The sequence below is a fragment of the Luteimonas sp. MC1572 genome (assembly GCF_016615815.1).
Lineage (GTDB): Bacteria > Pseudomonadota > Gammaproteobacteria > Xanthomonadales > Xanthomonadaceae > Luteimonas.
Genome location: NZ_CP067112.1, coordinates 733,733 through 746,407, shown reverse-complemented (window position 1 = coordinate 746,407; position 12,675 = coordinate 733,733). Strand labels below are relative to the sequence as shown.

Below are 12,675 nucleotides of genomic sequence, written 5' to 3'. Positions count from 1 at the left end.
TTCCGCGGACTACTTCGCCCCGGCCGATGACGGTCCTGCCGTGGCACCTCCCAGGTGCGCGCCAAGGAACGCGAGCAGCCGGGTGTAGTACTCGCGCCGATTCTCCTCGACGTAGAAGCCGTGGCCCTCGGTGGCGTAATACAGGGTCTGCACTGGAACGCCTGCGGCCACCAGCGCCTTTTCCATCCTGCGGCTGTGTTCGATCGGCGCGATCTCGTCCTCGCCGCCCGCCGCCAGGAACACCGGCACCTTGATGCGGTCGGCGATGCGGTTTGGCGACGCCGCGGCCAGCGCCGCGGCATCATCGCCCACCCAGTCCTTCGACCAGTTGCCCAGCCGCTTGCTGTCGCGGCCGTCCGCGGCCTGCATCAGCGGCAGGTCGTAGACACCGACGTAGCCCGAAGCGCACCTGTACAGCGACGGTTCCTTTGCCACGCCCATCAGAGCGGCATAGCCACCGTAACTGACTCCGTGGATGCAAACGCGGTTCCCGTCGGCGATGCCCTGCGCCACGACCCAACGGGTGGCGTCGGTCAGGTCGTCCTGCATCTTGCCGCCCCATTCACGCGCGCCGGCCTGCTGGAAACTACGGCCGTGGTTGCCCGAACCCCGGTAGTTCAGGCGCAGGACGGCGTAGCCCGCGGCCGACAGCAGCTGCGTGTCGGTGTCGAAGAACCAGCTTTCGTATATGCCGTACGGACCACCATGCGGCATCACCACCATCGGCAGGTCCTTGCCGGTCGAGCCGTGCGGGATGCTGACGTAGCCGGTCAGCGCCAACCCGTCGCGTGCCTTCAGCGTGATCGGGCGCACCTCGGCCATTTGCTCCGGGTCGACCCCGGCACGACGGCTCAGGACGTGCGCGGCGGTCTTGCCCTCGGTGTCGAAGAGGTAGTAGTCACCCGGGTTGCGGTCGCTGGAGACCTGCACCAGGGTGAGCTTGCCGTCCTTGGTCTGCGACGTGACCAGCGGCGAGTGGTCGGGGAACGCGGCTTCCAGGCTGCGGTACTGGCGGGCGTCGCTCGAGGCCGGATCGAAGAACGCGGTACGCGCCTTGCCGTCCTCGTACAGCACGCCGACCGGCGCATCGTTGGTGATGCTGAAGATGATCGACGACGGATCGCGGTTGTCGTCGCGCAGCACCTCCTTGCGCGCGCCGCTGGCGACGTCGTACGCGACGATCACATCCGGGCCGTCGTCGCGCTCGGACTGCAGGTAGAGGGTGAGGTTGTCGTTCGAGAAGCCGATCGGCCAGTCGATGCGGTTGCTGGTCGTCTCGTCGTTGACCAGGGTCCACTCATCGCCCTTGCCCTTGCGCAGGTACAGGCGCCGGGCATTGTCGGTGTGCAAGCCATTCGCCACGCGCACTTCACCGGCGTGGTCGGTCAGGAAGCTTGCATTGCGCACCGGCGCCCTTGCCACCGGGGTGCGGCGCCCGGTCACGATGTTCATCCTGTCGACGCGCGTGAAGGGATCCTGTGTGAACGGCTGCACCGAGACCAGAACCTCGGTTTCGCTGTCGCGCAGCGTGTCGACCATGTGCGCTGCGACCCGCTCGATCTTCTTCGGCCTGATGTTGCTGCCGAGGCCCATCACCGCGACGCTCTGCCCGACCAGGATATCGGTCTTGCCGTTGATGCTGGTGGCATAGATGTCGCCGGTCGATTGCGGCCGGTCGAGCTCGCCGATCTTCTCGGCGCCGCTGAACAGCACGTAGCCGTCACTGGCCCACCAGAAGTTCGCCACGTGCTTGTTGCGGCCCAGGTTGGCGCTGGCAAGCAGCGCATTGTCGCTCCGGCGCAGGATTACGAGCGCGGTGCGATCGGCCATCGGCACGGTGGCGGCGAAATACTCGCCCGTCGGCGAAATCTTGATCTGGGTGAAGGCGTCGCGCTTGATGAAGCCGTCCACGTCGACGCTGCGCGTGGTGGCCCCGGCCAGCGACGACGCGGCCATCAGCGTGACCGCGATGCAAGCGGCCCTGGCGAATCTGATCATGGTGCAGTCCCCTGTGGTGTTGACCGCGCACGCCTCCGGCGCCGCGACGGCCGTGCTCCCCACGACCGCGACACATCGTCCCGCACTCAGGACGCGCTTGCCACCATTTCGTCGAGAACCGCGTCAAGCGCGTGCCTCCAGTCCGGAAGTGCGATGCCGAACGCGGCGCTGAATGCGGCCGTGTCCAGGCACGACCACGCAGGGCGGCGGGCCGGCGTCGGGTAGTCGCTGGTGGTGATCGCGGTGACGCGCGGCATGGCCTTCAGCAGGCCCCGGGCGTACGCGCCGGCCACGATCGCCTCGGCGAATCCGTGCCAGCTGGTCCGCCCCACGGCAGTGAGGTGATACAGACCCGAGCTTCCTGGCACCGCCTGGAGCGCGCGCGCGGTAGCCGCGGCGATCAGGCGCGCCGACGTCGGCGTGCCCACCTGGTCGCCAACCACGCGCAACTCATCGCGTTCGGCCGCGAGCCGCAGCATGGTGCGCATGAAATTCTGCCCGTGGGCGCCGTAGACCCACGCGGTGCGCAGCACCAGGTTCCGGCCGCCCGCGGCACGCACAGCGTGCTCGCCTGCAAGCTTGCTTTCTCCGTACACGCCCAGGGGCGAGGTGGCATCACCCTCGCGGTAGGGCTGCGTGGCGGTGCCGTCGAACACATAATCCGTGGAGTAATGGACCAGCAGTGCACCACTGCGCGCGCAGGCCTCCGCCAACGCACCCGGAGCTTCGGCATTCGCGCGGAACGCGATGGCGGGTTCCTGTTCCGCGCGATCGACCGCGGTGTAGGCCGCCGCGTTCACCACGACATCCGGCGCAAGCCGCGCGACCAGTGGCGGCAGTGACGCCGGGTCGTCGAGGTCGGCGCGTTCCGCCGGCGTTCCATCGGCAAGCGTTCCGCTGCGCGTGGTGCACACCAACTCGCCCAGCGGCGCCAGCGCGGTGCGCAGCGCATGGCCCACCTGCCCGTTGGCGCCGAGCAGCAGCAGCCTCACGGTGCGTAGACCGGGAGCCGCTCTTCGGCAACGTCCGCCAGGAACGGCGCGCGCGCGTCCTTGTCCGACAGCACGGGTTCCGACACCGGCCAGTCGATCGCGAGCGTGGCGTCGTTCCAGCGGATGCCGGCATCGGCGTCGCGGTCATAGGTGGCGGTGCACAGGTAGGTGAACACGGCGCGCTCGCTCAGCGTCACGAAGCCGTGTGCGAAGCCCTCCGGAATCCAGAAGTGGCGCCGGTTCTCCGCGCTCAGCAGCACGGCGGTCGACTGGCCGAACGTCGGCGAGCCGCGGCGGATGTCCACCGCCACGTCCCACACCTCGCCTTCGATCACCGACACGTACTTGCCCTGCGGCTTGGGCCACTGGTAATGCAGGCCGCGCAGCACGCCGCGCGTGGACGACGACACGTTGCCCTGCACGAACGCGGGCTTGAGCCCGTGCGCTGCGAGCTTGTCGCTGTTGAAGGACTCGAAGAAGAATCCGCGCTCGTCGCCGAACACCTGCGGCTCGAACACGACGCAGCCCGGCAACGGGGTCTCGATGACCTTCACCGCACTACTCCGCGCTTCGCCAGCGACAGCAGGTACTGGCCGTAGCCGTTTTTCGCCAGCGGCGCGGCAAGGCGCTCGAGGTCGGCATCGTCGATCCAGCCGTTGGTCCAGGCGATCTCCTCGGGGCAGCACACGCGCAGGCCCTGGCGCGCCTCGACGGTCTCGATGAAGTTCGAGGCCTCGATCAGCGACTGGTGGGTGCCGGTGTCGAGCCAGGCATAGCCGCGACCCAGTTGCTCCATGTGCAGGGCGCCCTCGTCGAGGTAGCAGCGGTTGAGGTCGGTGATCTCCAGCTCGCCACGCGCAGACGGCGTGAGCGACGCCGCGAAATCGCTCGCGCGGCCGTCGTAGAAGTACAGCCCGGTGACTGCGTAGTTGGAACGCGGCTTGGCCGGCTTCTCCTCCAGTCCCACGACCTTGCCGTCGGCGTCGAAATCGGCCACGCCGTAGCGCTCCGGATCGCTCACCCAGTAACCGAACACCGTGGCGCCGTGCTGGCGCGCGTCGGCGCGCTTCAGGACCTCGGTGAAGCCGTGGCCGTGGAAGATGTTGTCCCCCAGCACCAGGCAGCTCGGCTTGCCGCCGACGAAGTCGCGGCCGATCAGGTAGGCCTGCGCCAGTCCGTCCGGGCTCGGCTGCACCGCGTAGTGGATGTCCATGCCCCACTGCGAGCCGTCGCCGAGCAGCTGCTGGAACAGCGCCTGCTCGTGCGGGGTGTTGATGATCAGCACCTCGCGGATCCCGGCGAGCATCAGCGCGCTCAGCGGGTAGTAGATCATCGGCTTGTCGTACACCGGCAGCAGCTGCTTGCTGATCGCCTGGGTGATCGGATACAGCCGGGTGCCGGATCCGCCGGCCAGGATGATGCCGCGGCGCGACGTCATGCCGCGGCCCCGATGCGCTCGAGGCGGTAGCTGCCGTCGAGCACGCGCTGCACCCAGGGCTGGTTGTCGAGGTACCAGTCGACCGTTTCGGCGATGCCGCGCTCGAAGCTGTAGGCAGGCGTCCAGCCCAGTTCGTCACGCAGCTTGGAAGCATCGATCGCATAGCGGCGGTCGTGCCCGGGGCGGTCGGCGACATAGGCGATCTGTGATTCACGCGGCTCGCCGTCCGCGCGCGGGCGGCGCTGGTCGAGCAGCGCGCAGATGGTCTTCACCACCTCGATGTTCTGCTTCTCGGCATTGCCGCCGACGTTGTACGTCTCCCCCACGCGGCCCTTGGCCAGCACCGTGCGGATCGCCTCGCAGTGGTCGGTGACGAACAGCCAGTCGCGCACCTGCTTGCCGTCGCCGTACACCGGCAGCGGCTCGCCGGCCAGCGCCTTGGCGATCACCAGCGGGATCAGCTTCTCGGGGAAGTGGTACGGCCCGTAGTTGTTGCTGCAGTTGGTGGTCAGCACCGGCAGCCCGTAGGTGTGGTGGAACGCGCGCACCAGATGATCCGATGCCGCCTTGGTCGCCGAATATGGCGAATTTGGCGCGTAGGGCGTGGTCTCGGTGAAGAGCCCCGTGTCGCCCAGCGTGCCGTAGACCTCGTCGGTGGAAACGTGCAGGAAGCGGAACGCGTCCTTCGCCGGGCCGTCCAGCGCCTTCCAGTAATCACGCACCGCTTCCAGCAGCGCCAGCGTGCCGACGACATTCGTCTGCACGAAGGCGGCCGGGCCGTCGATCGAGCGGTCGACGTGGCTTTCCGCGGCGAAATTGACCACCGCGTCGGGCCGGTGCTCGGCGAGCAGGCGCGCGACCAGCGCGCCGTCGCCGATGTCACCCTGGACAAAGGTGTGTGCCGGGTTGTCGTCGAGCGACGCCAGCGTGTCGAGGTTGCCGGCATAGGTGAGGACGTCGAGGTTGACGACGCGCACGCCGGCCGCGACGGCCTCGAGCACGAAATTTCCGCCAATGAAACCGGCGCCGCCGGTGACAAGCCAAGTGGTCACGCTGGTGGTTCTCCTGGAAGCGGGCGGGGGACGCCGGACTGGTTCAGAACGGGATGTCGTCGTCCGAGAAATCGTCATTGAACGGCGCCTGCGCGCCAGCACCGGCACCGGCCGCCGCCGGCGGACCCTGGCGACGCGGTGCGTCCCCCTGCTCCTGGCGCTGCGGGCGCGGGCCACGCTCGCCACCACCGCCCTCGCCAACGCCACCCATCATCTGCATCTCGCTGGCGATGATGTCGGTGGTGTAGCGCTCGACGCCGTCCTTGCCGGTGTACTTGTCGGTGCGCAGCGAACCCTCGATGTAGACCTGGCGGCCCTTCTTGAGGTATTCGCCGGCGATCTCCGCCAGGCGGCCGAAGAACTTCACCCGGTGCCACTCGGTGCGTTCCTGCTGCTGGCCGGTCTGCTTGTCCTTCCACGCCTCGGTGGTCGCCACGCTGATGGTGGTGATGGTGGAGCCGCTCTGGGTGTACTTCACGTCGGGGTCGTTGCCGAGGTTGCCGACGATGATGACCTTGTTGATGCCGCGGGCCATGGGTCTGGTTCCTTGCGCTCTCCGCCGGGATTGGCGGACGGAAAGGGTGAGTATACCCGTGGCCCCGCGGCCATCCGACCGACCCCCGCGCCCGGGTGGGGAAACCCCGCGTGGCCGCGGCAGGGGGACGGGCCGCCTATAATGCGCGACCTCCGCAGCGCCCACGACATGGACTCCAAGCCAACCCAGGCCTCCCCCGAAAACGCCCTCCCCGCCCTGCCGTTGCCGGCCATCCAGGCCTTCGCGGCCGCGGACATGGCGGCGGTGGACGCCCTGATCCGGCGCCGGTTGGCGTCCGACGTAGTGCTGGTGAACCAGGTGGCCGAGCACATCATCGCCGCCGGCGGCAAGCGCCTGCGCCCGATGTTGCTGCTGCTCGCCGCGCGTGCCCTGGGCCACCAGGGCGCGGATGCCCACCAGCTGGCCGCGGTGGTCGAGTTCATCCACACCTCCACCCTGCTGCACGACGATGTGGTCGACGAATCCGACCTGCGCCGCGGCCGCAGCACCGCCAACGCGGTCTGGGGCAACGCCGCCAGCGTGCTGGTCGGCGATTTCCTGTACTCGCGCAGCTTCCAGCTGATGGTGGAGCTCGGCTCGATGCCGGTGCAGGAGATCCTCGCCGACACCACCAACCGCATCGCCGAGGGCGAGGTGCTGCAGCTGCTGCACGTGCGCAACCCGGACGTGGACGAAGCCGCCTACCTGCACGTGATCGAGCGCAAGACTGCGATCCTGTTCGCCGCGGCCACGCGCCTGGGCGCGTTGCTGGCCGGCACCGGCGACGACGTGCAGCAGCGCCTGCACGACTACGGCCTGAACCTCGGCCTGGCCTTCCAGATCGCCGACGACGTGCTCGACTACAGCGCCGACGAGGCCACGCTGGGCAAGCACCTGGGCGACGACCTCGCCGAAGGCAAGATGACCCTGCCACTCATCCACGCCATGGCGCATGCCGATGACGCGCTGCGCGCGCGGCTGCGCACGATCGTCGAGCACGGCGACGTGGCGGCGCTGGAAGACGTGGTCGCGGCGATCCACGCCAGCGGCGGCCTCGAGTACAGCATCGACCGCGCCCGCGTGTACGCCGCGCGCGCCGAGGCGGCGCTCGCCGGCCTCGAAGACAACGAAGCGGTCGCCGCACTGCGCGGCCTCGCCCGCTACGCGGTGGACCGCACCACCTAGGCCGCGTTGCCCGCGGCGATGCCGAGTCCCGGGATGGCGGTGATCGCATCCGGATCGAAACCCGCCAGCCGCGCGAAGTCGCGGCCACGCTCGGTGTAGTCGCGGTACGCGCCGAAGCTCGGCGCACCGGGCGACAGCAGCACCACGTCGCCACTCGCAGGCCGTGTGCTGAGCGAAAGCCCCGCGCGCGCCTGATCCATCGCGGTCGCGAGATCGGACGCCTGGCGCAGGTCGAAGCCGCCTTCCACGGCCACCTCCGCCAGCAGCGCGTGGATCCGCGGGCCGTTCGCGGCCATCGCCACGACCACCGCCGGCGCGCGCGTGCGCATCACGGCGGCGAAGTCGGACCAGTCGAGGCCGCGGTCATGGCCGCCGACCAGCAGCGCGACGCGGCGATCGCGATAGACCTCGAGCGCGGCGAGGCTTGCGTGTGGCGTGGTGCTGATCGAATCGTTGACCCAGGTGGCGCCGCCGCGCTCGCCGAGCAGCTGCAGCCGGTGCGGCAACGGGCGGAAGCCGCGCGCCGCACCGGCCAGCGCGACCGCGTCGAAGCCCAGCGCCTCGACCGCCGCCAGCGCCGCGCACAGGTTGCCGAGGTTGTGGCGGCCCGGCAGCGGCACGTCGCGCCCATCCAGAACTGCCGCCTCGCCGCGATGCACGACATCGCCGCGCAGGTGCCAGCCGTCGGCGCGCCCGTACCAGCGCACCTCGGTGGCCGGATCGAGCCGTGCGCCGACTACTGCCAGCCGCGGATCGTCGGCATTGAGCACCGCCACGCGCGGCCGCGCCTGCATGACGAGCGTCAGCTTGTCCTCGATATAGCGGTCTTCGCTGCCGTGCCAGTCGAGGTGTTCCGGAAACAGGTTGGTCACCACCGCCACATCCGGGCGCACGCCGCTGGCGGCGACGTCGCGCGTCTGGTAGCTCGACAGCTCCACCGCCCACGCGTCGGCGCGCGCGTCCAGCAGTTCCAGCAGCGGCACGCCGATGTTGCCGGCCAGCGCGGTGCGCGTGCCGCCGGCGCGCAGCAGGTGCGCGAGCAGCGCGGTGGTGGTGCTCTTGCCCTTGGTACCGGTGACGCAGGCCACGCCGCGTGCGATGCCGCTAGCGCCAGCCTGCTCACCGAACCACAGCGTGGTGCCACCGATGAAGGCGGTGCCGGCGTGCGCGGCGACCAGCGCCTCCGGACGGTAGGGGCTGATGCCGGGCGACTTCACCACGACATCAAAGGACGCGAGGCGGCCCGCACTGGCGTCGGTCTCGACCGCAAGCAACGGGTCGCCCGGCGCGGTGGCCGCAGCGACTTCGGGCGCCTCGCAGAACAGCGTCAGCGCGAGTCCGGGCAGGCGGCCGCGCAGCGCCTGGTACGCGGCGCGGCCTTCGCGGCCCCAGCCCCAGAGCGCGACGCGGCGCCCGTCAAGCTGCGAAATGCGCATGCAGGCGGCTCCAGACCGCGTCGGGAATGCCGTGCTCGCTGTCGGGCACCAGCTGCGGTTCGATGGCCAGTTCGCGCGCATCCAGCCGCGGCAGGATCTCGCTGCGGAAGCGTGCCACCACCGCGTCCTCGCGCCACTCCGGCCGCGCCGCCAGCGCCGCCATCGCCGCGCGGGACTCACGCGCCTCGCCTACGCACTCGAACGGTTTGTGGTCGTGGTATTCCATCAGCGCGTCGTAACCGGGGATCTGCGCCGGATCATCGAGCAGGTTGCGCCCGAGGATGCCGACCAGCCGCGGCTTGGGCATGAACGGCGCCAGCGCCAGGAACACGAAGTGGCACTTCGGGCACACCCCGCACCAGCGGCTGGTGGGGCGCTCGCCGAGCAGGTGGAAATTGCGGTTGCAGCTGGAGAACCAGGCGTCGTAGCGGTCGATGCGCGCGAACTGCCGCGCCACGGCCAGCTCCGACAGCGGGCGCAGCAGCGAGTAGTAGCGCAGGTCGGCGGCGACGTGTCGGGTGAGGTACGCGGCAAAGGCCTGCTCGAACGCCCAGCCCTTCGACCACTGGTGGTTCACCTCGCCGGTGCCCTCGATCAGGCTGCCGTAGCTCGCCGAGCGCTCGTTGGAGAACACTACCTGGTCGGCGTCGAGCACCAGCGCGGACAGCGCCAGGATCGCCGAGTTGATCGCGGTCACCGGGATGTGGCCGTTCCAGGCGCCCTGGCGGTTGTACTCGAACAGCTCCGGCGCCAGCTGGCGCTGGATGTTGAGCGTTGCCAGCCCGGTGCGCTCGGCGCAGGCGCGGATCAGCTGCGACCCGCCCACCCAGGACACTGTCTGTTCGACGCCGGCGGCGCGCAGCGCTTCGATGGACACCAGCGAATCCTTGCCGCCGCCGATCGCGACCAGCGCGTGGCGGCGCAGGCCGACCGCTGCCGCCGCGCCGCCGGCATCGGACGTCCGTGGAAACCGGATCCTGCCGTGCAGGTCGAGGCCGTTCCGGTACGCGAACTCGCCGAGCCCCTGCAGGTAGATCTCTTCGAGGAGGCTCGCAGTGGCGTCGTCGATGCCATAGCCGTCGATGCGGATGTCGTCCGGCACCGCGGCCTTGTAGTAGCTCACGCCGGCGACGAGGTGCAGCAGGCGCAGCGCCTTCTCCACCGCCTCCGCGCGCGCCGCGTCAAGCGCGAACGGCGCGCCCGGCAGGGTCACGGTCTCCACCAGCTCCGGACCGTCGTCGAAGGCATAGCGCAGCCTTGCGATGCCGGTGGCCGGATCGAAGCCACAGCCGACGAAGCGGAAACAGCGCACCGCTGCGCGATCGAACACGACACTCATTGCTTGCTCTCCGTCAGCACCACCTCGGTGGGCAGTGCGCGCAGGTTGTAGGTATTGGCCATCGCCATGCCGTAGGCGCCGGCATCGGACACCAGCAGGATGTCGCCGGGCGCGGTGCCGCGCGGCAGCAGGCGCCGCTCGCCGAGCACGTCGCCGGATTCGCAGATCGGCCCGACCACGTCGCACTCGACCATGTCGGCGGCGTCATCGCGCGACAGGTTGTGGATGTCGTGCCAGGCGTCGTACAGGGTGGGACGCATCAGCGCGTTCATGCCGGCGTCGGCGCCGACCCGGCGGATGCCGCCCTTCTCCACCAACTGGGTAGTGGTGAGCAGCAGCACGCCGGATTCGGCGACCAGGAACCGGCCGGGCTCGATGGCCAGGCGGTAGCCGGGGTACGCGGCCTTGACCTCGGCCAGGCCCGCGCTCCACGCGTCGAGGTCGAACGGCTCCTCGTCGTCGCGGTACGGCACCGGCAGCCCGCCACCGATGTCGATGGTGGCGATGCTGCCGATGCGCCCGGCAATGCCGCCGAGCTCGTCGCAGACCGCACGCCAGTGGCCGGCGGTGTCCACGCCGCTGCCGAGGTGCGCGTGCAGGCCGGTGACGCGCACGTCGAGCGCACGCGCCGCGGCGAGGAAGGCCTCGATGCGCTCCACCTGCAGGCCGAACTTGGAGGCGATCCCGCCGGTGCGCACCTTGGCGTGGTGGCCTTCGCCGCGCCCGAGGTCCACGCGCAGCCACAGCGCACGCCCGCGGAACACCTCCGGCCAGCGCTCCAGCGCTTCCACGTTGTCAAGGGTGACCGTGGCCCCCAGTTCGAATGCGGTCGCGTATTCCGTCACCGGCGCGAAGCTCGGCGTGAACAGCACGCGCGCCGGATCGAGCCCGGGCACCGCGGCAAACACGTGGGCCAGTTCGCCGGCCGACACGCATTCCAGGCCAAAGCCTTCCTCGACCAGCAGCCGCAGGAGCTGCGGATGCGGATTGGCCTTGATGGCGAAGTAGCGAAGGTCGACCGGCGCCACCGCGGCGAGCGCGCGGGCACGGGCGCGCACCGTGTCCGCGTCGTAGACATAGCGCGGCGTGCCCTGCGCGGCCTGCGCGAGCAGCTCGGCGCGCCGCGAAGCCCACCATGGCACCGGGCGCCGCCTCAGCGTGCCGTCGAGCTCGCGCCAGCGCGGCCCGAACACACCGGGCTCGCGCACCGGCATCGCACCGCTGGCGATCAGGGCGTCATGCAGTTCCTGCAGCAGGCCCTCGGCATCAGCCTCGTCGATGACGAAGGTCAGGTTGAGGTCGTTGGACGACTGCGAAACCAGGTGCACCCGCTCGCGGCCGAAGGTGGCCCAGACGTCCGACAGCTTGTGCAGCAGCGAACGCATGCCGCGCCCGACCAGGGTGATCGCGGTGCACGGCGCGATCACCTTCAGCCGGCAGCTGCGCGCGAGGTCTTCGGAGAGTCGCGCGATCACGTCGGTGCTGACCAGGTTCTCGCTCGGGTCCAGCGACACGGTGACGTTGGTCTCCGACGAGCCGATCAGGTCGACCGACAGGCCGTGGCGGCGGAAGCACTCGAAGATGTCGGCGAGGAAGCCGACCTGCTGCCACATGCCCATGGTTTCCATCGACACCAGCACCACGCCGTCGCGGCGGCTGATCGCCTTGACGCCCGGCACGGTGGCGGCACTGCCGTCGATGCGCGTGCCCGGGAGTTCGGGGCGCGAGGTGTCCAGGATCGCCATCGGCACGCCGGCATCGCGGCAGGGCTTGATGGCGCGCGGGTGCAGCACCTTGGCACCGGTGGTGCAGATTTCCTGCGCCTCGGCGTAGTCCAGGCGCGTGAGCAGGCGCGCATCGGGCACCTCGCGCGGATTGGCGCTGAACATGCCGGGCACGTCGGTCCAGATCTCCACGCAACTGGCGCCGAGCAGCGCGCCGAAGTGCGCGGCGGAGGTGTCCGAGCCACCGCGGCCAAGCACCGCGGTACCGCCATCCTCGTGGCGGGCGATGAATCCCTGGGTGAGCAGCATCGCGCCTGGTTGCGCGGCGAATCGCTTGCGCCAGTCGCCGCCGACCTCGCGCCGGCAGGTCACCGACAGCCGGCGCGCCCACTCGTTCTGGTTGGGCAGCGCGACCGCCTGCAGCCAGTCACGCGCATCGCACCAGCCGAAGTCCAGGCCCTGCGCGCGCAGGTAGGCCGCGCCCAGCGTCGACGACAGCAGCTCGCCCTGGGCCAGCAGCTCGGCCTGCCAGTCCAGCGGACGGGTGCTGGCACGCTGCTCGGCAACCAGCGTGCGCAGTGCGCCAAGGCGGTCGGCGAGCACGGTGTCGGGATCGAGGCCGAGCGCCACGGCGAAATCGCGGTGGCGGGCTTCCAGCGCTTCCAGTTGCGCAGCGGCGTCGGCCGTACCGTCGGCGATCGCGGCGAGCGCATTGGTCACGCCGGACAGCGCCGACACCACCACCAGCACGCGGCTGTCCGTGGCGGCGTGCTTGCTGGCCAGGCGGCCGATGGTGTCCCAGCGCTCGCGGCGCGACACCGAGGTGCCGCCGAACTTGAGCACGATCCAGCGGGCGGATTCGGGAATGTTGGGCATGGCGGTGGGCTTGCCCGGGACGGCGGGCGCGATCCGCGATTCTAGGCGTTGGTGGCGGGTGCGGCCACGCCGGCGCGGACAGGTGGTTGCACGGGGCCGC

The 12,675-nt window shown here is 70.1% G+C and carries 10 protein-coding genes; 1 reads left to right on the top strand and 9 read right to left on the bottom strand.

The genetic code is table 11. The annotated features are described in order from the left end of the window. Positions 1-9: 9 nt before the first annotated feature. The 6 genes from JGR64_RS03435 to ssb form a co-directional block, all read right to left on the bottom strand. A complete protein-coding gene (locus JGR64_RS03435; RefSeq protein WP_199375173.1) occupies positions 10-1,998 on the bottom strand; it encodes a prolyl oligopeptidase family serine peptidase in 1,989 nt (662 codons plus the stop codon). 86 nt (positions 1,999-2,084) lie between these two features. Next, positions 2,085-2,990: a dTDP-4-dehydrorhamnose reductase gene (rfbD, locus tag JGR64_RS03430; protein ID WP_199375172.1), complete on the bottom strand. Its 906-nt coding sequence runs from the start codon at positions 2,988-2,990 to the stop codon at positions 2,085-2,087. Beyond that, a complete protein-coding gene (gene rfbC, locus JGR64_RS03425; RefSeq protein WP_199375171.1) occupies positions 2,987-3,544 on the bottom strand; it encodes a dTDP-4-dehydrorhamnose 3,5-epimerase in 558 nt (185 codons plus the stop codon). The genes rfbD and rfbC overlap by 4 nt, the downstream gene beginning before the upstream one ends. After that, positions 3,541-4,428 carry a glucose-1-phosphate thymidylyltransferase RfbA gene (gene rfbA, locus JGR64_RS03420; protein ID WP_200649755.1) on the bottom strand — a complete coding sequence of 296 codons (888 nt, stop codon included), beginning with the start codon at positions 4,426-4,428 and terminating at the stop codon, positions 3,541-3,543. Before rfbA ends, rfbC begins: the two co-directional genes overlap by 4 nt. Beyond that, positions 4,425-5,480 carry a dTDP-glucose 4,6-dehydratase gene (gene rfbB / locus JGR64_RS03415; RefSeq protein ID WP_199375120.1) on the bottom strand — a complete coding sequence of 352 codons (1,056 nt, stop codon included), beginning with the start codon at positions 5,478-5,480 and terminating at the stop codon, positions 4,425-4,427. Before rfbB ends, rfbA begins: the two co-directional genes overlap by 4 nt. 43 nt (positions 5,481-5,523) lie before the next feature. After that, a complete protein-coding gene (gene ssb / locus JGR64_RS03410) occupies positions 5,524-6,015 on the bottom strand; it encodes a single-stranded DNA-binding protein (RefSeq protein WP_199375119.1) in 492 nt (163 codons plus the stop codon). 168 nt (positions 6,016-6,183) lie between these two features. On the opposite strand from ssb, the gene JGR64_RS03405 reads away from it, so the two are divergent. Continuing rightward, complete coding sequence (locus JGR64_RS03405) at positions 6,184-7,200, top strand: polyprenyl synthetase family protein (protein WP_199375118.1); 1,017 nt, start codon at positions 6,184-6,186, stop codon at positions 7,198-7,200. Here JGR64_RS03405 and murD read toward each other — a convergent pair. Genes murD through JGR64_RS03390 form a run of 3 tightly spaced genes read right to left on the bottom strand, consistent with a single transcriptional unit; the run spans position 7,197 to position 12,575 of the window. Beyond that, entirely contained in the window at positions 7,197-8,636 is a 1,440-nt protein-coding gene (murD, locus tag JGR64_RS03400; RefSeq protein ID WP_199375117.1) for a UDP-N-acetylmuramoyl-L-alanine--D-glutamate ligase, read from the bottom strand. The two genes, JGR64_RS03405 and murD, sit on opposite strands and share 4 nt — an antisense overlap. Beyond that, positions 8,617-9,975 carry a UDP-N-acetyl-alpha-D-muramoyl-L-alanyl-L-glutamate epimerase gene (gene murL / locus JGR64_RS03395; RefSeq protein WP_199375116.1) on the bottom strand — a complete coding sequence of 453 codons (1,359 nt, stop codon included), beginning with the start codon at positions 9,973-9,975 and terminating at the stop codon, positions 8,617-8,619. The genes murD and murL overlap by 20 nt, the downstream gene beginning before the upstream one ends. Next, a complete protein-coding gene (locus JGR64_RS03390) occupies positions 9,972-12,575 on the bottom strand; it encodes a bifunctional aspartate kinase/diaminopimelate decarboxylase (RefSeq protein ID WP_199375115.1) in 2,604 nt (867 codons plus the stop codon). The genes murL and JGR64_RS03390 overlap by 4 nt, the downstream gene beginning before the upstream one ends. Positions 12,576-12,675: the final 100 nt, after the last annotated feature.